A 23,133-nucleotide genomic window follows, 5' to 3' on the forward strand; every position below is an offset into this window, starting at 1 on the left:
TCCGGGCATCGCGCCCGGACTCACCGGGGCGCAACGCCCGCAGCGGGGCGCGAGACGCCGGACCCCGCACCCCGCACCCCGGACCCCGCACCCCGCACCCGGGAGCCCCGACGACCCTCAGCCCGTGATGCGCTCCCGCACGATCGGCCCACGCTCCGGCGCGGTCGAGCCGATCGACCACGCCCCCTCGAGCGACGCCAGCGCCCGGTCGAACCGCTCGGGCTCGTCGGTGTGCAGCGTCCACAGCGGCTGCCCCTCGGTCACGGTGTCGCCCGGCTTCACGTGCAGCTCGATGCCGGCCCCGGCCTGCACCGGGTCCTGCGCGCGGGCACGGCCGGCACCGAGGCGCCACGCGGCGATGCCGAACGGCAGGGCCTCCTGCGAGACGAGCACGCCGGACGACGACGCGGTCACGACGTGCTGTTCCCGAGCGACCGGCAGCGCAGCCGCCGGATCGCCTCCCTGCGCGGAGATCATCCGCCGCCAGGTGTCCATCGCCCGACCGTCGGCCAGGGCGGCGGCCGGATCGGCGTCCGGCAGCCCGGCCAGCGTCAGCATCTCGGTCGCCAGCGCCACGGTCAGCGCGACGACGTCGGCCGGGCCGCCGCCCGCCAGGACCTCCACCGACTCCCGCACCTCGAGCGCGTTGCCGATCGTCAGTCCGAGCGGGACCTCCATGTCGGTCAGGAGCGCCGAGGTCTTCACCCCGGCGTCGTTCCCGAGGTCGACCATCGTCTGCGCCAGCTCGCGGGACGCCTCGTACGAGGGCATGAACGCCCCCGACCCGAACTTCACGTCGAGCACGAGCGCGCCGGTGCCCTCGGCGATCTTCTTCGACATGATGCTCGACGCGATGAGCGGGATGCTCTCGACGGTGCCGGTGATGTCGCGGAGCGCGTAGAGCTTCTTGTCCGCGGGTGCCAGGCCGGAGCCGGCGGCGCAGATGACGGCCCCGACGTCGGACAGGATCGACAGCATGCGGTCGTTCGACAGCGCCGCCTGCCACCCGGGGATCGACTCGAGCTTGTCGAGCGTGCCGCCGGTGTGCCCGAGTCCGCGACCGGACAGCTGCGGCACCGCGACCCCGAACGACGCCACGAGGGGCGCCAACGGCAGCGTGATCTTGTCGCCGACGCCACCGGTCGAGTGCTTGTCGACCGTCGTCTTGCCGAGCGACGAGAACGACATCCGCTCCCCCGATGCGATCATCGCGAGCGTGAGGTCCTTGATCTCACGCCGCTCCATCCCGTTCAGGAAGATCGCCATCGCCATCGCCGCCATCTGCGGGTCCTCGACGTAGCCGCGGGTGTAGGCGTCGACGAGCCAGTCGACCTCGGCGGTGCTCAGCACGCCCCCGGAGCGCTTGGTGCGGATGAGGTCGACGGTGTCGAACGGCTCGACGGCCATGTGGATCAGTGCTCCTGCTGGTAGGTGGCGAGGGTCCGCGGCCCGAAGGCGTCCGGCAGGACCTCGTCGATGGTGCGGATGCCGGAGACGGTCTCGAGGAGCATGCCCTCGGTCGAGTGCTCGAACAGCAGCTGTCGGCAGCGCCCGCACGGCATGAGCGTGGCGCCGTCGCCGTCCACGCACGTGAAGGCGACGAGCTTGCCGCCGCCCGTCATGTGCAGCTGCGAGACGAGCGAGCACTCGGCGCAGAGCGTCACCCCGTACGAGGCGTTCTCGACGTTGCAGCCGGACACGATGCGGCCGTCGTCGGTGAGCGCCGCGGCGCCCACCGGGAACGACGAGTACGGCGCGTAGGCGTGCCCCATCGCGGCCGTCGCGGCGGTCCGCAGGGCGGTCCAGTCCACGTCCGTCGGGAGGCTCGGCTCGGCCCCCGTACCGTCGGCGGCGGCCCGGCCGCCGCGTCCGTCCAGGGCCGTGGCCGGGTCCGCCCAGCCGGCCGCGTCGGTGGACGTGGACCGGTCGTCGTCCGCAGCGTGCGTGTCGGTCATGTGCCGTGCCTCCTGGCCGTCAGCTCTTGATGTACGGCTTGCCGGACGCGGCGGGACCGCGCGACTGTCCGACCAGGCCGGCCACCGCGAAGATCGTCACCACGTACGGGAGCATGAGCAGGAACTCGCTCGGCACGGGCGAGTTGATCGCGCCGAGGGTGTTCTGCAGGTTCGACGCGAAGCCGAACAGCAGCGCCGCGAACGTGGCCTTGATCGGGTCCCAGCGACCGAAGATGACCGCCGCGAGTGCGATGTAGCCCGCGCCGGCGGTCATGTCCTTGGTGAACGGTCCGACCGCGTCGAGCGTGAAGTACGCGCCGCCCAGGCCGGCGATCGCACCGGCGAGGGACACGTTCCAGAACCGGGTGCCGGTGACGTTGATGCCGACGGTGTCGGCAGCCTGCGGGTGCTCGCCGACCGCGCGGAGCCGCAGGCCCCAGCGGGTCTTGAAGAGCCCGAACGTGACGACCGCGACCGCCACGTAGGCCAGGTAGACCGTGACCCGCTGCTCGAAGAACACCGGACCGATCACGGGGATCTGGTGCAGGACCGGGATCGGGAGGATCGGGAACCGGACGCCCACGTTGAGCGTGGTCTCGTTCGGCGACAGCACCTGCGAGTAGAGGAAGCCGGTCAGGCCGGAGATGAAGGCGTTGATGACGACGCCGACGATCACCTGGTCGACGAGGTACTTGATGCTGAAGGCAGCGAGGATGAACGACACGAGCGTGCCCGCGACGAGCGCCGCCACGAGGCCGACCCACGGGGAGCCCGTGATGGAGGCGACCATGGCGGAGCTGAAGGCCCCGGCGAGGAACTGGCCCTCGATCGCGATGTTCACCACGCCGACGCGCTCGGAGATGACGCCGCCGAGGGCGCCGAACACCAGCGGGACGCTCAGGCTCAGCGCGCCGAGCAGCAGGCCGGGGATCGGCAGGGACTTGCCCGCGGCCGCCCACGTCAGGAACCCGATGACGAACACCACGGCGAACACCGCGGTGACCCACACCGGCACGCGGCGCACCGCACGGGTCTCGATCACCGCGTAGACGGTGAGGACGGCGAGCAGCACGACCACGACGATCCCGGTCCCGACGGCCGGCAGCGGCACGTCGGGCAGGGCGAAGAAGTCACCGCTGTTGGCGAGGCGGAACGTGGTCGTCCCGGTGCGGGGCAGCAGCGCGAACAGCACGAGGGCGATCACCGTGAAGACGCCGTACCCGATCGCCAGCTTCCAGCTGCGGGTGGTCTCGATGCCGCGGCCGAGGGCCGACGACGCGCTGGGCGCGGTGGGGCTGATGGTGCTCACGCGGCGACCGCCTTCTTGCTGTTCTTCGTGGAGGCTCGGCGCCGTGCACCCGGCTGCGGGATCCGGAAGATCGCGCGGACGAGCGGCGGGGCCGCGATGAAGAGGACGATGAGCGCCTGGATGACGCCCACGATGTCGATCGGGATGCCGTTCGCGGCCTGCATGGCGTAGCCGCCGTTCTTCAGGACGCCGAACAGGATCGCGGCCCAGAACACACCCCACGGCTTCGACCGGCCGAGGAGCGCCACGGTGATGGCGTCGAACCCGATGCCGGCGTCGATGCCGGAGGTGAACCCGGTCGTCACCGCGCCCTGCACCTGGTACGCCCCGGCGATGCCGACGAGGGCACCGGAGATGACGAGGACCCAGATGGTCAGGGACGGCACGCTCATGCCGGCCACGCGGGCGGCACGCGGGTTCTCACCGATGGTGCGGAACCGGAAGCCGAGCGAGGACTTGTTCACGAGCCACCACACGACGACGACCGCGACGATCGCCACGACGAAGCCGAGGTCCACGCCGTATCGCGCGCCGAACAGGGGCGGGAGAACCGCGCTGTCCTTCGTCGCGGGCGAGATCGGGTTCGGGCTGCCCGGCGCCTGCAGCAGGCCCGGGGTGCGGAGCATGTAGCTCACGAGGTACAGCGCGACGTAGTTGAGCATGATCGTGAGGACGACCTCGTTGGCGCCGGTCCGCGCCTTGAGGACGCCGACGATCCCGGCCCAGACCGCACCGCCGACGATGCCGGCGATGATCGTGAGCGGGATGTGGATCGCCGCGGGGCCGTCGAACGAGAACCCGACCCACCCGGCCGCCGCGGCGCCCATCAGGATCTGGCCCTGGCCGCCGATGTTGAACAGTCCGGCACGGAACGACAGGGCGATCCCGAGGCCGGCCGCGATGAGCGGCACGGCGTAGTCGATCGAGCGGGTCAGCGGGACGATGGCCTGCTGCAAGCTCGTCGCACCGAAGTTGATGACCGACCCCTCGAAGAGCGAGGCGTAGGCACCACCGACCGCGGTGCCGATCGCGCGGAACGTGTCCGCCGGACGGGCGAAGAAGTACCCGGCCGCCGAGCGGACGTTCTCGTCGGTGATGGCGATCAGGATGCCGCACGCGACGAGGGCGAGGACGACGGCGAGGACCGTGACGAGGGCCGAACCGTTCACGATGCCCTGCACCGCGGCCTGCCAGCGGTCGCCGCCCTGGCGTCGCTCGGTGTCCTCGGCGGAGTCCGTCATGAGGTGCGGGGTGGACTCGACGTCCTGCAGGCGGTCGTCGGTCAGCGGCGCTTCCGGCTGCGTGTTGTCTGGCGTGGGGGTGCTCACGCTGCCAGCTCCGTTCCTTCTGGGAGTTCTCCGGCCATCATGAGGCCGAGGACGTCCCGCGGGGTGTCCGCGGGGACGATGCCGACGATCCCGCCGCGGTACATCACGGCGATCCGGTCGGCGAGTGCCACGACCTCGTCGAGCTCGGTGGAGACGACGATGACCGGGACGCCGGTGTCGCGGGTGGCGACGATCCGCTTGTGCACGAACTCGATCGACCCGACGTCGATGCCGCGGGTCGGCTGCGCCGCGACGAAGAGGCGCAGGTCGCGGCTCAGCTCGCGGGCGAGGACGATCTTCTGCTGGTTGCCGCCGGACAGCCGGCCGGCCGCGGTGGTGCGGCTCGGCGTGCGGATGTCGAACTCGGCGATCTTCTCGTCGGCGAACGCGTCGCGCTCCGCCGACCGGATCGTGCCGGCGCGGACGAACTCGGCGTGGTCGGCGCGGTCGAGCATGAGGTTCTCGGCGATGGTGAACTCGCCGACGAGCCCGTCCTCCTTGCGGTCCTCCGGCACGAAGCCGACGCCGGCGTCGAGGATCTGCTTGACGGTGCGGCCGGTGAGCTCTCGTCCGTCGAGCGTCACGTGGCCGGCGTGCACCGGCTCGAGGCCGAGGATCGCCTCGGTCAGCTCGGTCTGTCCGTTGCCCTGCACCCCGGCGATGGCGAGGACCTCGCCGCGTCGGACCGTGAACGAGACGTCGTCGACGAGGACGATCCCGGAGGGGTCGGTGACGGTCAGCCCGTCGACGACGAGGGCGTCCTCGCCACCCGTCGCGGGTGCCTTGTCGACGACGAGGGAGACGGCACGGCCGACCATGAGCGCCGCGAGCTCGTTGTTCGTCGCGGTGGGCGATGCCTCGCCGACGACCTTGCCGAGGCGGATCACGGTGATGCGGTCGGCGACCTCGCGCACCTCGCGCAGCTTGTGGGTGATGAAGACGATCGCTGTGCCGGCCGCACGGAGCTGCCGCATGATGCCCATCAGCTCGTCGGTCTCCTGCGGCGTGAGGACGGCCGTCGGCTCGTCGAACACCAGGACCGAGGCGTCGCGGGACAGCGCCTTGATGATCTCGACGCGCTGCTGGACACCGACCGGGAGGTCCTCCACCTTGGCGTCGGGATCCACGTCGAACCCGAAGCGCTCGGAGATCTCGCGGACGCGCTTGCGGGCACCGGCGAGGTCGAGTCGGCCGCCGAACGCGGTCTCCTCTTGTCCGAGCATGACGTTCTCGGCCACCGTGAACACGGGGACGAGCATGAAGTGCTGGTGCACCATGCCGATGCCGGACCGCATGGCGTCGCCGGGTCCGTCGAAGTCCTGGACGACGTCGTCGAGGAGGATCTCGCCCTCGTCCGCCTGGTACAGGCCGTACAGGACGTTCATCAGGGTCGACTTGCCGGCGCCGTTCTCCCCGAGGAGACAGTGGACCTCACCCGGCTCGACGGTGAGCGAGATGTGGTCGTTGGCGACGAGGGGGCCGAACCGCTTCGTGATGCCGCGGAGTTCGAGCTTCATGTTCTCAGAGTCTATTTCTGTGATCGGGTCTGTCGTGCGGTCGGCGCACGGAAACGCGGGCGAGGGTGCATCCCCCGCCCGCGTTCACCGGACTACTTGACGGTCGCCTTGGTCTCGACCTTGATCGACCCGTCGATGATGCCCGACTTGATGGTGTCGAGCTCCTTCTCGAGGCCGCTGTCGACCTTGTCGGCGTAGTCGTGGAACGGCGCGATGCCGACGCCGTCGTTCTTCAGCGTGCCGACGTACGGCTCGTTGGAGTACTTCTTGTCGGCGGCCTGCTCGACGACGTCCTTGACAGCCGGGCGCATGCCCTTCTCGACGGACGTGAACGCGATGTCCTTGTACCGCGGGTCGGCCTCGTAGAGGTCGCTGTCCGCACCGATCAGGACGGAGCCGTTGTTCGCGTCCTTGATCGCCTCGGCAGCGGACTGGTAGATCGGACCACCGACGGGCAGGATCACGTCGGCGTCCTGGTCGATCAGGGTCTGCGCGACGGCCTTGGCCTGCGTGCCGGCCTCGAAGCCGCCCGTGAAGGAGCCCTTCTGGCTGTCGACGTCCCAGCCGACGACCTTGACGTCCTTCGACTTCTGCTCGTTGTAGTACTTCACGCCGTCCGCGAAGCCGTCCATGAAGATGGTGACGGTCGGGATCTGCATGCCGCCGAAGGTGCCGACGACGCCGCTCTTCGAGTACGAGGCGGCCGCGTAGCCGGCGAGGAACGCCGCCTGCGAGGTGTCGAAGGTGATCGGCTTGACGTTCTTCGCCTTGATCGAGTTGTCGTCGATGATCGCGAAGTCGGTGTCGGGGTTCGCAGCGGCCTGCTTCTTCGTGGCGTCGGCGAGGTTGAAGCCGACGGTCACGATGAGGTTGCAGTTCTGGCCGATGAGCTGCTCGATGTTCGAGTCGTAGACGGTGGCGTCCTTGGACTCGGCCGACTTGTAGGTGGCGCCGAGGTCGGACGCGGCGTCCTTCATGCCCTCGAACCCGAGCTGGTTGAACGACTTGTCGTCGAAGCCACCGGCGTCGGAGACCATGCAGGGGCGGAAGCTGGTCTTGGCATCGCCGGACGCGTTGTCGGACGGGGCGGCCGAGCAACCGGCGAGGACGGCGACGGTTCCGGCGAGCGCGAGGGAGCTCAGCAGGACCTGACGGGTACGAGATGTCACGGGTGGGTTCCTCCGGGGAGCGTGCCCGGACCACGTGCGTTCCGGGCGATCGTGGCGACAGTACACGACCGCCCGGCCGGTACAGAACGCCCCTGAGGGACTCCTGGGATCAGTTACGGGATCGCGACCGCGCCGAAACGCGCCCGTAACGGGGAGTCACGGTTCCGCCCCCAGTTCGGGGGACGTCAAGCGCTTTTCGTGGTGGAGCGCTACAGGACGTCGCCGCGACCGCTGATCTTCAGTGCATCCACCACACCCTTGACCCGCTGCGCGTTCGCACTGGTGGTCACGAGCAGGGCGTCCGGGGTGTCCACGACGACGATGTCCTCGACGCCGATGAGCGAGATGAGCCGCTGGCTGTGCGAGACGACGATGCCGCTCGACGAGTCCGCCAGGATGCGCGCGCCGTCCCCGAGCACCGCGAGGTTGTTCGCGCGACCGCCGGACTGCAGCTTGGCGAGCGAGGCGAAGTCGCCGACGTCGTCCCAGTCGAAGTCACCGGGGACGACCGCCATCCGCCCCGCAGCGGCGGCCGGCTCGGCGACGGTGTAGTCGATCGCGATCTTCTCGAGGTTCGGCCACACCGCGTCCACGACGGCGCCCCGCGCCGAGGTGTCCCACGCGTCGGCGAGCTCCTCGATGCCGGCGAGCAGCTCGGGCTTGGTCCGGCCGATCTCGGCGAGCAGCACGTCGGCGCGGGCGATGAACATGCCCGCGTTCCAGAGGTAGGTGCCCTGGTCGACGTAGGAGCGCGCGGTGTCGAGGTCGGGCTTCTCGACGAAGGAGCGCACCGCGTGGGCGGTCGGAGCGCCCTCGATCCCGATCGGGTCGTCGTGGGCGTGGATGTAGCCGAACCCGATCGCCGGCTCGGTCGGCGTGATGCCGATCGTCGTGATGTAGCCGGCCCGGGCGGAGACGACCGCTTCGCGGACCGAGCGTCGGAAGCCGCGGGCGTCACCGATGACGTGGTCCGCCGCGAAGGAACCGATGACGACGTCCGGCTCGCGACGGCGCAGGATCGCTGCGGCGAGACCGATGGCCGCCGTGGAGTCCTTCGGCTCGCTCTCGAGCACGACGTTGTGGTCCTCGACGCCGGGGAGCTGCGACTCGACGGCGACGCGGTGCGCGCGGCCGGTGACGACCATGATCCGCTGCTCGCCGGCGAGGGGCGCGAGACGGTCCCACGTCTGCCGGAGCAGCGAGGTGCCGGAACCGGTCAGGTCGTGCAGGAACTTGGGCGCGTCCGCGCGCGACAACGGCCAGAGCCGCGATCCGATGCCCCCGGCGGGGATGATCGCGTAGAAGTCCTCGAGTGCGTCTGCCACCTGCTCACCGTACCGGTGCGGCCGGGCGCGACCTGGGTGGTTCCCGCACGCTTCCCGCACGGACGCGGTGCGGGAGTCCGCACACGGCGACCGCAGCCCGCCCGCCGGTCGTGCGCCGCGCCTCCCGGCCGCTCGTCGCCCACCCGCGGACGCGGCTGTTCACCCCCTGCGTGCTCGGTGTTCACGTCGACGGCCCCGCGGGGACACGGGGCGCGCGGAGCATGGGCCACGCCATGAACGCACGCAGCGTGGAGCGCGGCACGTCCCAACGGACCGTCGCCGTCGTGACCGAGAGCTTCCTGCCCACCCTCAACGGCGTCACCACCAGCGTCCTCGCGGTGCTGGACCACCTGGAGCGCCGCGGCCACCGCGCGGTCGTCATCGCGCCGGACACCCCCGGCATCGCGCAGTTCCGCTCGCGGACCGCGGTCGAGCGGTACCGCTCCTTCGACGTCCACCGGGTCCCGGCCGTCGCGTACCGCCAGTTCCCGGTCGCGCTCCCCCACCCGGTGCTCGACACCATCCTCGCCGCCTCCGGCGCCGACGTGCTCCACGCCGCGAGTCCGTTCCTGCTGGGCGGGCGCGCGATCACGGCGGCCGGGAGGCTCGGCATCCCCTCCGTCGCCGTCTTCCAGACCGACGTGGCCGGGTTCGCCCGCCGCAACGGCCTGACCGCGACCGTCCCGTTGGTGCGGAAGATCCTCGGACGCATCCACGCCGGCGCCTCGCTGACGCTCGCGCCGTCGAGCGCGACCGCGGCGATGCTCGCCGAGGACGGCGTGCCCCGCGTCGCGCGCTGGGGCCGCGGCGTCGACACCGAGCTCTTCCACCCCGCGCGTCGCACCTCGGCGCACGTGCGGGCACTGCGGCGGCGGATCGCGCCGGGCGGCGAGACCATCGTCGGGTACGTCGGACGGCTGGCTCCCGAGAAGGAGGTCGAGCGGCTCGCAGAGCTCGGCGGCGTCCCGGGCATCCGGGTCGTGGTCGCGGGTGGCGGTCCCTCGCGGGCGGCGCTCGAACGGCGTCTCCGACACCTCGACGTCACGTTCACCGGTCCGCTCCGCGGCGACGCGCTCGCGGACGCCTACGCCGCCCTGGACCTGTTCGTCCACACGGGACCGGCGGAGACCTTCGGCCAGACCCTGCAGGAGGCGCACGCCAGCGGGCTGCCGGTCGTCGCTCCCGGTGCCGGCGGCCCGGTCGACCTCGTCGCGCCGGGACTGGACGGCGACCTGTACGACCCGGACGAGCCACAGGCCCTCCGGCGGGCCGTCCTCGCCCTGCACCACGACCGCGCCCTGGCCGCGCGGATGGGCTCCGCCGGGCGACTCCGGGTCGAGGGGACGACGTGGGAGGCGATCGGCGACCAGCTGCTCGACCACCACGACACGGCACGCACGATCGGCGCGCCGCCCGCCACGACGCGGGGCATCCGGACGGGTTGGCACGAGAAGGTCAGCGCGCGCGCATAGGATGGGTCCTGTTCCACACGAACACGAACGGCAAGGGCTCGCCGATCGGGCGAGCCCGTCCTATGGGAGGACGAGCTCATGGCCGAGCAGACCGCAGGGGGTACGGCGACCGCCGAACCGACGGTGACGATCGAGGCGCCGCGTGCCTCTCGGACGCCGCAGGGCACGCTCTACCGGGGTTCCGTCGGGATGTGGTCCTGGGTCCTGCACCGCATCACCGGCGTCGCGATCTACTTCTTCCTGCTCGTGCACATCCTCGACACCGCCCTCGTGCGGCTCTCCCCCGAGGCGTACAACGCGGTGATCGGCACCTACAAGGCGCCGATCATGAACCTCGGCGAGATCGCACTCGTGATGGCCATCGTCTTCCACGCGTTCAACGGGCTCCGGATCATCCTCATCGACTTCTGGTCGAAGGGCCCGAAGTACCAGCGGGCCATGTTCTGGATCGTGATCGTCCTGTGGGCGGTCGCCATCGCCGGCTTCCTGCCGCGCCAGCTCATGAACCTCGTCGCGGACTTCAACTAGGGGGCATCCGGATGACCACGCAGACCATCGAGCCCCCGCGCTCGGCAGCAGCAGCCCGCCGCACCACCAACTGGGAGAAGTGGGGCTGGATCTACATGCGCGGCTCGGGCGTCCTGCTCGTCGTGCTGATCTTCGGCCACCTCTTCGTCAACATGGTCGCCGGCGAGGGCGTCAAGCAGATCGACTTCGCGTTCGTCGCCGGCAAGTGGGCCTCGCCGTTCTGGCAGGTGTGGGACTCGCTCATGCTGGTCCTCGCCCTGATCCACGGCTCCAACGGCATGCGGACGATCGTCAACGACTACGTGTCGAAGCCGGGCATCCGCAAGACCCTGCTCGTCGCGATCCTCATCGCATGCGTCGTGCTCATCGTGCTCGGCCTGCTCGTGTGCTGGACGTTCGACCCGTGCCCCGCCGGCGCCGCCGCCGCGGACCTGCCGTCGTTCTGCCCCGCGCAGTAGCCCGGCCGCCCGCACGCACCTGCTCTCCGCGCGTCGCCCACCCCTGCCGACGCGTTCCACCTGAAAGGCCCCAGTGACCGAGACCACCGTTCACCACCACCAGTTCGACATCGTCATCATCGGCGCGGGCGGCGCCGGCATGCGTGCCGCCATCGAGGCCGGCCCGAAGGCGAAGACGGCCGTCATCTCGAAGCTGTACCCGACCCGTTCGCACACCGGTGCGGCGCAGGGCGGGATGGCCGCGGCGCTCGCGAACGTCGAAGAGGACTCGTGGGAGTGGCACACCTTCGACACGATCAAGGGCGGCGACTACCTGGTCGACCAGGACGCCGCCGAGATCCTCGCGAAAGAAGCGATCGACGCGGTCATCGACCTCGAGAACATGGGCCTGCCGTTCAACCGCACCCCCGAGGGCAAGATCGACCAGCGGCGCTTCGGCGGCCACACCCGCGACCACGGCAAGTCCCCCGTCCGCCGGGCCTGCTACGCGGCCGACCGCACCGGCCACATGATCCTGCAGACGCTGTTCCAGAACTGCGTGAAGCTCGGCGTGAACTTCTTCAACGAGTTCTACGCGCTCGACCTCATCATGGTGGACGTCACGGGCGACGACGGCGTCACCCGCAAGCAGCCCGCCGGTGTCGTCGCGTACGAGCTCGCGACCGGCGACCTGCACGTCTTCCACGCGAAGGCGATGATCTTCGCGACCGGTGGCTTCGGCAAGATGTACAAGACCACCTCAAACGCGCACACCCTGACCGGCGACGGCGTCGGCATCGTCTGGCGCACGGGGCTCCCGCTCGAGGACATGGAGTTCTTCCAGTTCCACCCGACCGGGCTCGCCGGCCTCGGCATCCTCCTCACCGAGGGCGCCCGCGGCGAGGGCGCGATCCTGCGCAACGCATCGGGCGAGCGGTTCATGGAGCGCTACGCCCCCACCATCAAGGACCTCGCACCGCGTGACATCGTCGCCCGGTGCATGGTGCAAGAGGTGGCCGAGGGCCGCGGCGCCGGGCCGAACAAGGACTACGTGCTGCTCGACTGCACGCACCTCGGCGCCGAGGTGCTCGAGACCAAGCTCCCGGACATCACCGAGTTCGCCCGCACCTACCTCGGTGTCGACCCGGTCGTCGAGCCGGTCCCCGTCATGCCGACGGCGCACTACGCGATGGGCGGCATCCCGACGAACACCGACGCGCAGGTGCTGTACGACAACACCGCGGTCGTCCCCGGGCTCTACGCGGCCGGCGAGTGCGCCTGCGTCTCCGTGCACGGGTCGAACCGCCTCGGCACGAACTCCCTGCTCGACATCAACGTGTTCGGCAAGCGCTCCGGCAACAACGCCGCCGAGTGGGTCAAGACCGCCGAGTTCCTGCCGCTCCCCGAGCACCCGGAGCAGGGCGTCAAGGACATGCTCGACCAGCTCCGCGCCTCGACCGGCACCGAGCGCATCGCCGTGCTGCGCAAGGAACTGCAGGACGAGATGGACAAGAACGCGCAGGTGTTCCGCACCGACGAGTCGCTCGCCCGCGTCACCGAGACCATCCACGAGCTCCGCAACCGTTTCCTGCAGGTCTCCGTGCAGGACAAGGGCAAGCGGTTCAACACCGACCTGCTCGAGGCCGTCGAGCTCGGGTTCCTGCTCGACCTCGCCGAGGTCGTCGTCTACTCCGCCCGGAACCGCAAGGAGTCCCGCGGCGGCCACATGCGCGACGACTACCCGAAGCGCGACGACGAGCACTACATGCAGCACACCATGGCGTACCTGACGGGCGATCCGCACTCGTCACTCGCCGACGACCACATCACCCTCGACTGGAAACCAGTCGTCGTGACGCGGTACCAGCCGATGGAGAGGAAGTACTGAGATGACCGACACCCTGGTCTCCGACGCACCCCGCACCGACACCGTGCAGGACGCCCCTCCCGGATCGTTCCCGGTGACGCTCATCATCCGGCGCTTCGACCCGGACGTCGACGACGAGCCGCGCTGGCAGGACTTCGACGTCATGATGCTGCCGACCGACCGCATCCTCGACGCCCTGCACAAGATCAAGTGGGACCAGGACGGCTCCCTGACCTTCCGCCGCTCCTGCGCGCACGGCGTCTGCGGCTCCGACGCGATGCGCATCAACGGGCGCAACCGGCTCGCGTGCAAGACGCTCATCAAGGACCTCGACGTCTCGAAGCCGATCTACGTCGAGGCGATCAAGGGTCTGCCGCTCGAGAAGGACCTCGTCGTCGACATGGAGCCGTTCTTCAAGTCCTACCGCGAGGTCCAGCCGTTCCTGCAGGCGAGCACCGCGCCCGAGAAGGGCAAGGAGCGCGTGCAGTCCGTCGCCGACCGTGCCCGCTTCGACGACACCACGAAGTGCATCCTCTGCGCCGCGTGCACGTCGTCCTGCCCGGTGTTCTGGACGGACGGCCAGTACTTCGGCCCGGCCGCGATCGTGAACGCGCACCGGTTCATCTTCGACTCCCGCGACGACGCCGCCGACGTGCGCCTCGACATCCTCAACGACAAGGAGGGCGTGTGGCGCTGCCGCACGACCTTCAACTGCACGGACGCCTGCCCGCGCGGCATCCAGGTCACGAAGGCGATCTCCGAGGTCAAGCAGGCCGTCATGCGGGGCCGGGCCTGACCCACGGCGTCGTCCAAGGCTCGCCAGGGACACCACCGATAGGCTCCGCTGCATGACCTTCGCGGAGACCCGCCCCATCCTCGACCAGCTCGGCTACACGATCCGCTACGTGCAGCTCCCCGGAGAGACCCTGCACGAGCCCCCGGTCGAGGGTGCGCTCCGTGTGGTGGCGATCGACGGCACCGACGACTTCGCGCTCGAGGTCGTCGACTACGGCACGGCACGGCGTCTCGCGACCGCCCGCGGTGAGGCGGACGCGGTCGAGATGCTCCGACGGTTCCTCAACCGGCCCTTCCCGGCACCGAAGGACATCCTCCGGTACGAACTCGACGGGCTCCGCGACCGGGCGGCGTCGACGTACCCGCAGCTCGCGCAGCAGGTGGCGCAGACGGGCGAGCAGGGTCTCACGATCCAGATCCCGGCCGGCGTGCCGGTGGACCGCGTCGGTGGGCCGGACGGCTACCTCCTGCACCCGCTCGACACCCCGCTCCCCCAGCGGTCGCTGCCGCCGCACGTGGCGGCGGCGCCCGAGACGCACCGGTACCTGGTCGAGCGGCCGTTCCTGGTGACGGTCCGGTTCGTCCACCCGTGGTTCGAGCAGCCAGGAGGCGCGCTCCGGTTCCAGACGGCGGATCCGTCCGTCACTGTGCGCGACCTGGTCGTGGACGGTTCGCTCTCGCGGCTCCGGGTGGTCTGACCCGGGTCCGACGCTCCGAGCACGACGAAGCGGCCCGCCCCTGACGGAGTGGGCCGCTTCGTCGTGCTGGTCGCGCTCCCCGAGGTCGGGACGGTCGCGCTACCCGAGGTCGGGACGGTCGTACTGCGCGCCGACCGGGTTCGACTCGAGCGCGCCGAAGACGATCGCGGCGATCCCGACGAACAGTGCGATGAGCCAGAACGGTCCCGCCAGGTTCGCGTCGTGCACCCGACGCCATCCCAGTGCGAGGCTCGGGACGATCGTCGCGAGCCACCAGAGGCTTCAGACGCCGCCGATCAGCAGGGCGACCACGGGCGGACCCACGGCGTCGGACCGTGTCACGCCGTAGGCGTCGGTGGACGTGTTCGCCGCGATCCACGAGAACAGCGCGACGAGGTACGCGCCGAGGAACACGAGGTTCACCAGCCCGTTCGCGAGCGTCCAGAACCAGAACTCACTCCGGCTGGCGCGCCCGTCGAACCGGGCGTACTTCGCGAAGAACCGCGTGGTGGCGTCGAGGAAGCCGATGCCGTACCACGGCGCCCAGAGCGGCGGCCTGCCGTCGGGCCCCGCCGGGATCGGAGGCTGGAACTGCGCGTACGGCTGGCCGTACGGCGGGAACGGCTGACCGTACTGCTGCCCGCCGTACTGCTGTCCGGTGGCCGGGGGTCGCTGACCGTCCGGCTGCCCCCACCCGGGTTCGCCGCCGGTCGTCATCGCGACCCGGTCGGTCGGTCGAACCGGGCACCCTCCGGGTTCGACGGCAGGAACATCATGATGAACACCGCGATCGCACCGAAGAACGGGATGAGCAGCAGCAGTGCGAGCAGTCCGCTGAGGTTCGCGTCGTGGAGCCGTCGCACGATGAGCGCCAGCGTCGGGATGATGAGCGCGAGTCCGACGATCCAGAACGCCGTCCCGGCGAGCGGGTTGGTCGACATCGTCGAGACGCCCACGTAGGTCGAGGACGTCGTGGTGGTCGTGGTGCCGGTCGCCGCCGTCAGGATGCCCGTGATGATCGATGCGACCGTGCCGATGATGGCGCTCCAGAGGTACCACCACCAGTACTCGCTGCGGCTTGCACGGCCGGTGAACGTCGCGTACTTCTTGAAGAACCGCGAGAACGCCTTCCCGAACGAGATGCCGTACCAGGGCGCCCAGATCGGCGGCTCGCCCCCGGGTGCGGTCGGTGCGGGCTGCTGGCCGTACGGGTTCTGCTGCGGGTACTGGTCACTCATCGGATCCCCCTCGTGTGTTGGCTGAAGTACGAGGACGATTCAACCAGAAGGGCACCACCGCGTCCGTGGCGTCACGGCACGAGCGCGAGCTTCCCGCCCGGGTGCTGCGACTCGAGCAGTTCCGCCGCGGCGTTCGCTTCGGCGAGCGGGAACGTCCGTGCCACGGGGACGACGAGCTGCCCCTCACCCGCGAGGTCGATGAGCCGCTGCCGCACCGAGTCCCGGAACGCCTTGCTCTCCGGCTCGGCCCCGCCGATCGCCCGGAAGCCGTCCGCCGCCGCTCGCCCGGGCGCGGCGATCGTCACGATCCGGGACCGGTCCGCGACGAGCGCGAGGGAGACGTCGACGGCCTCGTCGGTCCCGACGCAGTCGAGCGCTACGTCGATGCGGTCGCCGGTGCCGTCGGACACCAGTGCGCGGACACGGTCCTCGAGTCCGTCGCCGTACGCGATCCACTCGCCACCGAAGTCCGCGACCGTGTCGGCGTTGCGCTCGGACGCGGTGCCGATGACCCGCGCCCCGAGCAGACCGAGCTGCTGCAACAGGCTGACGCCGACCGCGCCGGCCGCGCCGTGCACGAGGACCGTGTCGTTCCCGGAAGCCCGGGTGACGCGGAGCATGTCGGCCGCCGTGGTGCCGGCGAGCAGGAGGTTCGCCGCCTCGGGGAACCCGAGCGCGGCGGGCTTGGCGAACACGTCGCGCGCCGGCACCGTGAGGCGCTCGGCCCACCCGCCCGGGACACGGAACGCGAGGACCTCGTCACCGACCGCTCCCCCGCCGGACGCGATCTCGGTGTCGGGGCCGACGGCGCTCAGGACGCCGGCGACCTCGTAACCGACGGCGATCGGCAGGTCGGAGGGGTCACCCTGTCGGGTGTGCTTCGTGTCGGCGGGGTTCATGCCTGCGGCGCGGACGTCGATCGTCACCTCGCCGGGGCCCGGTGCCGGCACTTCGGTGTCGACGTACTCGAGGACTTCGCTGCCGCCGAACCGCGGGGCGACCCAGTGCTTCGTCATGCGCCCGACGCTACGCGCCGCAACCCGACGACGGACTGGAGGCGCGGTGCCAGCTGGCACCGCGCCTCCAGTCCGTCAGATGGGGCGTCGAGGACGCTACGCGCGCACCGACCGCACCCGCTCCGCGAACGCGGCGTGCAGCGGGTGCTGCTCGTCGAGCCCGGTGATCTCGGTCACGACCTCGGCGTCGCTGCGCTCCGAGCGCAACAGCGCCTGGAGTTCGACGCTCTGCTCGTCGTCCGGCACGTCGAAGCGCAGCGCAGCACCCATCGCGTCGAGCAGGGCCGTCGGCTCCGTGCCGTCCTCGGCGAGGGCGGCGGCGGGCGACACGAAGCGCTCGTCGCGCGAGAGCTTGCGCAGCGGCTGCCGGCCGACGCGCGTCACGGTGTCGGGCAGGTGCGGGTTCTCGAAGCGGCCGATGATGGCCTGCACGTACGCACGGTGCACCTCGGGGTCGAGCTCGTGCCGACGGACGAGCAGGTCGCTCGTCTCGGCGAGCACGGACTCGAGCTCGGAGCGGACCGCGGGGATCGCGATGGCGTCCGAGATCTTGTCCGCCCCGGCGAGGAAGCCGTGGTACGCGACGGTGGCGTGCCCGGTGTTCACCGTGAAGAGCTTGCGCTCGATCGATGCGGCGAGGCCGTCGACGTAGTGCGCGCCGGGGATCTCCGGCTCGTGTCCGCCGAACGGCGTGCGGTCGATCGCCCACTCGTAGTAGGTCTCGACGGTGACGTCGAGGCCCGCGCCCTCCGGCTGTGCCGGGACGATCCGGTCGACCGCGGTGTTCGCGAACACGGCCTTGGCGAGGGCCTGGTCGCGCACGTCGGTGGGCAGCGCCTCGACGATGAACTCGCGCAGGCGGTCGGTCGCGTTGAGGGCGTTCTCGCACGCCATGACCGCGATCGGTGCGGCGCCCGCGTCGCGCTGCTGGAGCGCCTGCGCGATCACGGGCGCGATGAACTTCAGGACGTTCGGCCCGACGGCGCACGTGACGACGGACGCCGATGCGATCTCGGCGACGACGGCGGCCTCGTCCTGCGCGCTGTTCAGGGCGCGGAAGTTCGTGACCTCGTGGTCGCGCGCGTTCTGCCCGACCTCGTGCACGGTGTACGAGTCGGCGGCGGCGAGGGCGTCGATGAGCGGTGCGGCGACGTCGGCGAAGACGACCTCGTACCCGGCCTCGTGCAGGAGCAGTCCGACGAAGCCGCGGCCGATGTTGCCGGCGCCGAAGTGGACGGCGGTGGGGGTGCTCACTCGTTGACCTCACCGAGGATCGACAGGATGGCGGCGGTGTCGGGCGCGTCGGTCAGCTTCTGGACCTCGTCCTCGTCGCTGAACACGATCGCGATCTTCGACAGGATGTCGAGGTGCTCGTTGTTGACGCCCGCGATGCCGACGACGAAGCGGACGGGGTTGCCGTCCCAGTCGATCGGGGTGGCGTAGCGGATGAACGACAGCGCCGAGGACTTGATGGCGTCCTTCGCGTCGTTCGTGCCGTGCGGGATGGCGAGGAAGTTCCCCATGTACGTCGAGACGCTCTTCTCGCGCTCGAGCATCGCCGGGTAGTAGTCCGCGGTGACCGCGCCTGCTGCCTCGAGGATCTCGGCCGCCTCCTTCATCGCCTCCGACTTGGTCGGTGCGGTGTCCTCGGTGTGGATCCGGATCTGGCTCTCCTGCAGGACGGGCATCGGGGTTCTCCTTGCTTCGTGACGTTGCGTCGTGGACGTGTGGAGGGGACGAGCCGTGGCCCGCCCCCTCCGATACTGCACTTCGTTACTGGTTCTTGAGCTGTTCGACGACCTCGTCGTACTGCGGCGCGTTCATGAAGTTGCCGACCGACACGTGCTGTGCGTTCGGGTTCTTCTGCTTCGCGCGGTCGGTCAGCTCCTCCTGCGTGATGATCAGGTCCTCGTCACCGGAGAGGTTCGCGATCGCCTTGTTGGAGACCGTGACCCCTTCGATGCCCGCCTTCTTGATCTTGTTCCGGAGCACGCTGGCACCCATCGCGCTGGAGCCCATGCCGGCGTCGCAGGCGAACACGAGGTTCTGGACGCGGGTCGCGGTCGCGGTGGTCGCCGAGCCGACGCCGCCGAGCGAGGCCTCGGCCTCCTCCTCGTTCGCCGGGGAGTTGGTGCCGAGCAGGCCCGAGGTCGCGGCGTTGACGTCCCGGCCCTTGTTCGCCTGGAGCTTCGCCATCGCGGCGCTCATGTCGCCGCCGCCGTTCGCGAGGTCACGCTTGCGGGTCGCGATGAGGAAGAACGACGCGACCGCGAAGGAGACCGCCGCGGAGAGGACGACCGAGAGGATGACGCCGAGGAAGCTGTCCTTCGCCGTCGCACCGAGCACCGCGAAGATCGATCCGGGCGATGCCGGGGCGACGAGTCCGGAGTGGAACGCGACGTTGGTCGCGACGCCCGTGGCACCACCGAGGATGACGGCGATGAACAGGACCGGCTTCTGCAGCACGTACGGGAAGTAGATCTCGTGGATACCGCCGAGGAACTGGATGATGATCGCGCCGGGAGCGGTCGAGCGGGCGATGCCGACACCGAAGAAGGTGAAGGCGAGCAGGATGCCGAGACCCGGGCCGGGGTTCGCCTCGAGCAGGAAGAGGATGCTCTTGCCGGACTCCTGGACCTGCTGCGCGCCGAGCTGGTCGAGCACACCGTGGTTGATGGCGTTGTTGAGGAAGAACACCTTCGCCGGCTCGATGATCACGCTGGCGAGCGGGAGCAGCGAGTGCTGGACGAGGAAGTTCACCGCGTCGCCGAGACCCTCGGCGATGAGCTTGAACAGCGGCGCGAGCCAGAAGAACCCGGCCATGGCCAACCCGAAGCCGAGAATACCGGCCGCGTAGTTGTTCACGAGCATCTCGAAGCCCGGCTTGATCTTGCCGTCCCAGAGCTTGTCGACCTGCTTGATGAGGTACGCGCCGAGCGGCCCGCAGATCATCGCGCCGAGGATCATCGTCGTGCCGTTGGCACCGATGATGACACCCATGGTCATGATCGAGCCGACCACCGCACCACGGGTCTCGTAGACCATCCGGCCACCCTGGATCGCGATCGCGAGCGGGATGAGGTAGGTCAGGATCGGACCGACGAGGCCGACGTTCGCGACGCCGCCCGTCTCGCCGAACCCGCCGAGGATGCCCACGGGCGTCCAGCCGGTCTCGATGAAGAAGGCGGTGATGATGCCCCACGCGATGAAGATCGCGATGTTGGGCATGACCATGCCGGAGAGGAACGTGCCGAACTTCTGAACGGCGACGCGTGCGCCGCCCCGCGACTTCGCGGGAGCGTCGGGCGCTGCAACGGACGACGTTGTCATGTGCGGTGACTTTCTGTGAGGTGCTGCTGCTGCGTGTGGAGGGAGGTGGTGCTGTGGGGTCGGATCAGGCGGCGTGCGCCGCGGCAGCGGCGGACTTCGCGGCCGCCGCCGTGCTCGCGGCGAGTGCTGCCTGGGCCATCTCGCGGGCCTGGTCGAGCGTGTGCTTGCCGAGTTCGGCGCGCACGTCGGCCAGTGCCGCGGGGGTCATGGAGAGGGTCGTGGCGCCGAGACCGACGAGCACGACGGCGAGCAGCGGGTCGGCTGCTGCCTCACCGCAGATCCCGACGGGCTTGCCGGCGTCCGCACCCGCTGCGCCGAGCTGCGCGACGAGCCGGAGCACGGCGGGGTGCCACGGGTCCTGGTAGGACGCCACGGTCCCGAGCATGCGGTCGGCGGCCATCGTGTACTGGGTCAGGTCGTTGGTGCCGATCGACACGAAGTCTGCCGAGGTGAAGACCTGCTCGGCCATCAGCGCGAGCGAGGGGACCTCGGCCATGACGCCGGCGGTGCGGACGCCGAGCTCGCGGGCGAGGTCGACGAAGTACTCGGTCTCCTCGGCGTCGGCCACCATCGGGGCCATGACCCAGAGGTCGGCCTCGGTCTCGGCGTCGGCCTGGGCGAGCGCGGTGAGCTGGTCGCGGAGCACCTCGGGGTGGTTCCGGAGTGCGCGGAGGCCACGACGGCCGAGTGCCGGGTTCTCCTCGTCCTTGTCGGTGAGGAACGGCAGCGGCTTGTCGGCGCCGGCGTCGAGCGCGCGGACGACGACCTTCTTGCCCGGGAAGGCCTCGAGCAGCTGCTTGTAGGAGTCCTTCTGCTCGTCGACGGTCGGCGCCTTCGGCGAGTCGAGGAAGAGGAACTCGGTGCGGAAGAGCCCCACGCCCTCCGCACCGAGAGCAACGGCGCCCGCGGCGTCGGCGGGGCTGCCGAGGTTCGCGAGCAGCGGGACGGTGTGCCCGTCGGCGAGCGCGCCGGCGGTCAGGGGCGCTGCGGCCGCGGCGAGGCGGTCGGCGATGCGCTGCTCGACATCGGCGACGAGCTCGGCCGACGGGTCGGTCACGACCGTGCCGGCTGCGGCGTCCACGACGACGTCCGTGCCGTCGGAGAGGTCGTCGGCGCCGGTGACGCCGACGATGGCGGTGATGCCCTTGGCGCGGGCGAGGATCGCGGTGTGCGAGGTCGGGCCGCCGTCACGGGTGACGAGGGCGAGGACCTTGTCGAGGTCGAGGAGGGCCGTGTCGGCCGGGGCGAGGTCGCGGGCGACGAGCACGAAGGGGGTGTCCGACTCGGGCACGCCCGGGGCGTGGACGCCGCGGAGCTTGGCGATGATGCGCTGGGCGACGTCGTCGAGGTCGGCAGCACGCTCCCCCATGTAGCCGCCCATCGAGACGAGCAGGTCGCGGAACTGGCCGAACGCCTCGAACACGGCACGCTCACCGTTGGTACCGCCGTCGATGCGGGCGTGCACGTCGTCGAGGAGGGTGGGGTCCTGCGCCATGAGCGCCTGCGCCTCGAGCACGGCCTGGGCGTCCCCGCCGGCGAGCTGGCCGCGCTTGTTGAGGTCCTCCGCCACCGCGGCGATCGCCGAGGCCACCGCCTGCTTCGCGTCGTCCGCCGAACCGGTCAGCGCGTCCGTCGACGGTTCGCCGAGCGGGTCGGCCATGCGGAGCACGGGGCCGTGGGCGACGCCACGGCCGACGCCGGTGCCGAGCAGTTCGGACATTCGAGACTCCTTCATCTCACGCGCGCTTGCGGTGGGGTGGTTCGTTCGGTGCGCGCAGCGCGGAGACGGGACCCCGCCGGTGCGGCTTGAGCAGCACCATACCCCGATCCACGTTGACAAACAAACACATCCGGGGATAAAAATGCAGAAACAGATGCCCGTTTGCGTCTGGTGGCTGATCCGTCCGCGGCGATGCCGCCCGGAACGTGCCCGGCCGTGTCCGTTCTGTTCCGACTACCCCACGCACCCGAGACGACGAGGCCCCGATGTACGCACCAGAGCGCCACCAGCGCATCGTCGAGCAGGCGCGGGCGCAGGGGCGGGTCGATGTCAAGGACCTCGCCGAGCTGCTCGAGGTCACCCCGGAGACCATCCGACGCGATCTCACGTCGCTCGAACGGCGCGGACTGGTCCGACGAGCGCACGGCGGCGCGATCCCCGTCGAGCGCATCACCCTGCACCCCGGGGTCGGCGACCGAGGCGGCATCAACCAGAGCGAGAAGATGGTCATCGCCGAGGCCGCCCTCGACGAGCTGCCCGAGAACGGGTCGGTGATGATCGACGCCGGCACCTCGACGATCTGCCTCGCCGAGATGCTCCCGACGGACCGTGGCCTCACCGTCGTCACGCACTCCCTGCCGGTCGCGATGGCGGTCGCGAACCGACCGGGCATCGACCTGCACCTGCTCGGCGGCAACATCCGCAGCGACTCGCTCGCCGGCGTCGGCACGTGGACGCACCAGCTCATCGGGATGGTCAGCGTCGACGTCGCGTTCATCAGCATCAACGGCATCACGCCCGAGCGTGGCCTCACGACGCACAACATGGCCGAGGCCGCCGTGAAGAGCGCGATGATCAAGTCCGCCCGCCGCAGCATCCTGCTCGCCGACCACACCAAGTTCGGCCGCGAGGAGTTCGGCCGCGTCGCCCCGCTCGCCGCGATCGACACCATCATCACCGACCCCGGCGTGAACGCCGACCTCGTCCGCGAGGTCGAGGCCGCCGGCACCGAGGTCTTCTGGCCCGGCCGCGACTGACCTGCGTCCCGCCCCGGAACCGCCCACCCCGCGCTCGCTACCATGAGCCAACCACCCATCGACAGGAGTACATCGATGTCCGAAGCCACCCGCACCGTCACCGTCGCCAGCGCGTCCGGCCTGCACGCCCGCCCCGCGTCCCTGTTCGTCCAGACCGTGACCGCGTCCGGCCACCAGGTCACGATCGCGAAGGGCGACAAGTCCGGGAACGCCGGCAGCATCCTCGCGCTCCTCGGCCTCGGGATCGAGAACGGCGACGAGGTCACCCTGACGGTGAACGGCGACGACGCCGAGACGACCGCGGACAACCTGGTCGAGTTCCTGAAGACGGACCACGACGCGGCCTGACCACCTGACTGACGGGAGGCGCGGTGCCAGCTGGCACCGCGCCT

22 protein-coding genes and 1 pseudogene are annotated in these 23,133 nt (G+C 70.4%); 8 read left to right on the forward strand and 15 right to left on the reverse strand.

All coding sequences use genetic code 11. The annotated features are described in order from the left end of the window. Positions 1–117: 117 nt before the first annotated feature. The 7 genes from Q7F20_RS07160 to Q7F20_RS07190 form a co-directional block, all read right to left on the reverse strand. Positions 118–1,407 (reverse strand): thymidine phosphorylase, encoded by a 1,290-nt coding sequence (locus tag Q7F20_RS07160; RefSeq protein WP_305739425.1) that lies wholly within the window; start codon positions 1,405–1,407, stop codon positions 118–120. A 5-nt stretch (positions 1,408–1,412) separates the two neighbouring features. Beyond that, the gene (locus Q7F20_RS07165) at positions 1,413–1,811 is read right to left on the reverse strand and encodes a cytidine deaminase (protein ID WP_070419511.1); all 399 of its coding nucleotides are present in this window, start codon (positions 1,809–1,811) and stop codon (positions 1,413–1,415) included. 163 nt (positions 1,812–1,974) lie between these two features. Continuing rightward, complete coding sequence (locus tag Q7F20_RS07170; RefSeq protein ID WP_370871633.1) at positions 1,975–3,264, reverse strand: ABC transporter permease; 1,290 nt, start codon at positions 3,262–3,264, stop codon at positions 1,975–1,977. Beyond that, the gene (locus tag Q7F20_RS07175; RefSeq protein WP_370871634.1) at positions 3,261–4,592 is read right to left on the reverse strand and encodes an ABC transporter permease; all 1,332 of its coding nucleotides are present in this window, start codon (positions 4,590–4,592) and stop codon (positions 3,261–3,263) included. Before Q7F20_RS07175 ends, Q7F20_RS07170 begins: the two co-directional genes overlap by 4 nt. Next, entirely contained in the window at positions 4,589–6,109 is a 1,521-nt protein-coding gene (locus Q7F20_RS07180; protein ID WP_305739426.1) for an ABC transporter ATP-binding protein, read from the reverse strand. Before Q7F20_RS07180 ends, Q7F20_RS07175 begins: the two co-directional genes overlap by 4 nt. A 92-nt stretch (positions 6,110–6,201) precedes the next feature. Further along, positions 6,202–7,278 (reverse strand): BMP family protein, encoded by a 1,077-nt coding sequence (locus Q7F20_RS07185; protein ID WP_305739427.1) that lies wholly within the window; start codon positions 7,276–7,278, stop codon positions 6,202–6,204. A 209-nt stretch (positions 7,279–7,487) separates the two neighbouring features. After that, entirely contained in the window at positions 7,488–8,603 is a 1,116-nt protein-coding gene (locus tag Q7F20_RS07190; protein WP_305739428.1) for a mannose-1-phosphate guanylyltransferase, read from the reverse strand. 233 nt (positions 8,604–8,836) lie between these two features. On the opposite strand from Q7F20_RS07190, the gene Q7F20_RS07195 reads away from it, so the two are divergent. The 6 genes from Q7F20_RS07195 to Q7F20_RS07220 all read left to right on the forward strand — a co-directional run bounded on the left by Q7F20_RS07195 (position 8,837) and on the right by Q7F20_RS07220 (position 14,400). Then, positions 8,837–10,075 (forward strand): glycosyltransferase family 1 protein, encoded by a 1,239-nt coding sequence (locus Q7F20_RS07195; protein WP_305739429.1) that lies wholly within the window; start codon positions 8,837–8,839, stop codon positions 10,073–10,075. 78 nt (positions 10,076–10,153) lie between these two features. Next, on the forward strand, positions 10,154–10,603 hold the full coding sequence (sdhC, locus tag Q7F20_RS07200) for a succinate dehydrogenase, cytochrome b556 subunit (protein WP_305739430.1): 450 nt from the start codon (positions 10,154–10,156) through the stop codon (positions 10,601–10,603). 11 nt (positions 10,604–10,614) lie between these two features. Beyond that, complete coding sequence (gene sdhD / locus Q7F20_RS07205; protein WP_079236494.1) at positions 10,615–11,061, forward strand: succinate dehydrogenase, hydrophobic membrane anchor protein; 447 nt, start codon at positions 10,615–10,617, stop codon at positions 11,059–11,061. Positions 11,062–11,134: 73 nt separating this feature from the next. After that, the gene (gene sdhA / locus Q7F20_RS07210) at positions 11,135–12,928 is read left to right on the forward strand and encodes a succinate dehydrogenase flavoprotein subunit (protein WP_305739431.1); all 1,794 of its coding nucleotides are present in this window, start codon (positions 11,135–11,137) and stop codon (positions 12,926–12,928) included. 1 nt (position 12,929) lies between these two features. Further along, complete coding sequence (locus Q7F20_RS07215; RefSeq protein WP_305739432.1) at positions 12,930–13,703, forward strand: succinate dehydrogenase iron-sulfur subunit; 774 nt, start codon at positions 12,930–12,932, stop codon at positions 13,701–13,703. A 52-nt stretch (positions 13,704–13,755) separates the two neighbouring features. Then, positions 13,756–14,400, forward strand: coding sequence for a TNT domain-containing protein (locus tag Q7F20_RS07220; RefSeq protein ID WP_305739433.1), 645 nt, complete (start codon positions 13,756–13,758; stop codon positions 14,398–14,400). Between the two features lie 99 nt (positions 14,401–14,499). Here Q7F20_RS07220 and Q7F20_RS07225 read toward each other — a convergent pair. From Q7F20_RS07225 to ptsP, 8 genes and pseudogenes are all read right to left on the reverse strand, one after another. Further along, positions 14,500–14,667 (reverse strand): annotated as a pseudogene (locus Q7F20_RS07225) (DUF805 domain-containing protein); the annotation flags it as partial. A gap of 15 nt (positions 14,668–14,682) precedes the next feature. Further along, positions 14,683–15,117 (reverse strand): DUF805 domain-containing protein, encoded by a 435-nt coding sequence (locus Q7F20_RS07230; RefSeq protein ID WP_305739434.1) that lies wholly within the window; start codon positions 15,115–15,117, stop codon positions 14,683–14,685. Next, positions 15,114–15,638 carry a DUF805 domain-containing protein gene (locus tag Q7F20_RS07235; RefSeq protein ID WP_305739435.1) on the reverse strand — a complete coding sequence of 175 codons (525 nt, stop codon included), beginning with the start codon at positions 15,636–15,638 and terminating at the stop codon, positions 15,114–15,116. The genes Q7F20_RS07230 and Q7F20_RS07235 overlap by 4 nt, the downstream gene beginning before the upstream one ends. Positions 15,639–15,709: 71 nt before the next feature. Next, complete coding sequence (locus tag Q7F20_RS07240) at positions 15,710–16,654, reverse strand: NADP-dependent oxidoreductase (protein WP_305739436.1); 945 nt, start codon at positions 16,652–16,654, stop codon at positions 15,710–15,712. A 96-nt stretch (positions 16,655–16,750) separates the two neighbouring features. Continuing rightward, the gene (locus Q7F20_RS07245; RefSeq protein WP_305739437.1) at positions 16,751–17,908 is read right to left on the reverse strand and encodes a mannitol-1-phosphate 5-dehydrogenase; all 1,158 of its coding nucleotides are present in this window, start codon (positions 17,906–17,908) and stop codon (positions 16,751–16,753) included. Further along, positions 17,905–18,342: a PTS sugar transporter subunit IIA gene (locus Q7F20_RS07250; RefSeq protein WP_022907882.1), complete on the reverse strand. Its 438-nt coding sequence runs from the start codon at positions 18,340–18,342 to the stop codon at positions 17,905–17,907. Before Q7F20_RS07250 ends, Q7F20_RS07245 begins: the two co-directional genes overlap by 4 nt. An 85-nt stretch (positions 18,343–18,427) precedes the next feature. Beyond that, positions 18,428–19,984: a PTS mannitol transporter subunit IICB gene (locus Q7F20_RS07255; RefSeq protein ID WP_305739438.1), complete on the reverse strand. Its 1,557-nt coding sequence runs from the start codon at positions 19,982–19,984 to the stop codon at positions 18,428–18,430. 64 nt (positions 19,985–20,048) lie between these two features. Beyond that, a complete protein-coding gene (gene ptsP / locus Q7F20_RS07260; RefSeq protein WP_305739439.1) occupies positions 20,049–21,704 on the reverse strand; it encodes a phosphoenolpyruvate--protein phosphotransferase in 1,656 nt (551 codons plus the stop codon). 266 nt (positions 21,705–21,970) lie between these two features. Between ptsP and Q7F20_RS07265 the strand changes: the two genes are divergently transcribed. Both Q7F20_RS07265 and Q7F20_RS07270 read left to right on the forward strand, forming a co-directional pair. After that, positions 21,971–22,741: a DeoR/GlpR family DNA-binding transcription regulator gene (locus Q7F20_RS07265; RefSeq protein ID WP_305739440.1), complete on the forward strand. Its 771-nt coding sequence runs from the start codon at positions 21,971–21,973 to the stop codon at positions 22,739–22,741. 75 nt (positions 22,742–22,816) lie between these two features. Continuing rightward, positions 22,817–23,089 (forward strand): HPr family phosphocarrier protein, encoded by a 273-nt coding sequence (locus tag Q7F20_RS07270; protein WP_305739441.1) that lies wholly within the window; start codon positions 22,817–22,819, stop codon positions 23,087–23,089. Positions 23,090–23,133 lie beyond the last annotated feature (44 nt).

Origin of the sequence: Curtobacterium sp. A7_M15, assembly GCF_030705415.1 — a bacterium.
Classification (GTDB): Bacteria; Actinomycetota; Actinomycetes; order Actinomycetales; family Microbacteriaceae; genus Curtobacterium.